The 302-nt window shown below is 75.8% G+C and carries 1 protein-coding gene; it reads left to right on the forward strand.

Annotated features, from left to right (window positions below; genetic code table 11):
* Positions 1–302, forward strand: a 302-nt coding sequence (locus DVH02_RS36655; RefSeq protein ID WP_233518630.1) for a class I SAM-dependent methyltransferase, incomplete at both ends; no start/stop codon positions are given.

Consider the following 302-nt stretch of genomic DNA (forward strand, 5'->3'; position numbering starts at 1 on the left):
GTTCGCCCTCCTCGCGCGCTTCCCCGGGGCTGAGGTGACCGCCGTCGACGCGTCGGCCGGTCATCTGGAGCGTCTGCGGGAGAAGGCAGCGGCGCTCGGGGTGGCCGACCGGGTGCGTACGGTGTCGGCCGATCGCGACGCGGACTGGCCCGAGCTGCGCCGTTCCGAGCCGGGCCGTTCCGAGCCGGTCCGGCCCGAGCTGGTGTGGGCCTCGGCCTCGCTGCACCACATGGCCGACCCGGACCGTACGCTGCGCCGGGTCCACGACCTGCTCGCGCCCGGCGGACTGTTCGCGGTCGTCG

The sequence above is a fragment of the Streptomyces corynorhini genome (genome assembly GCF_003346515.1).
GTDB lineage: Bacteria > Actinomycetota > Actinomycetes > Streptomycetales > Streptomycetaceae > Streptomyces > Streptomyces corynorhini.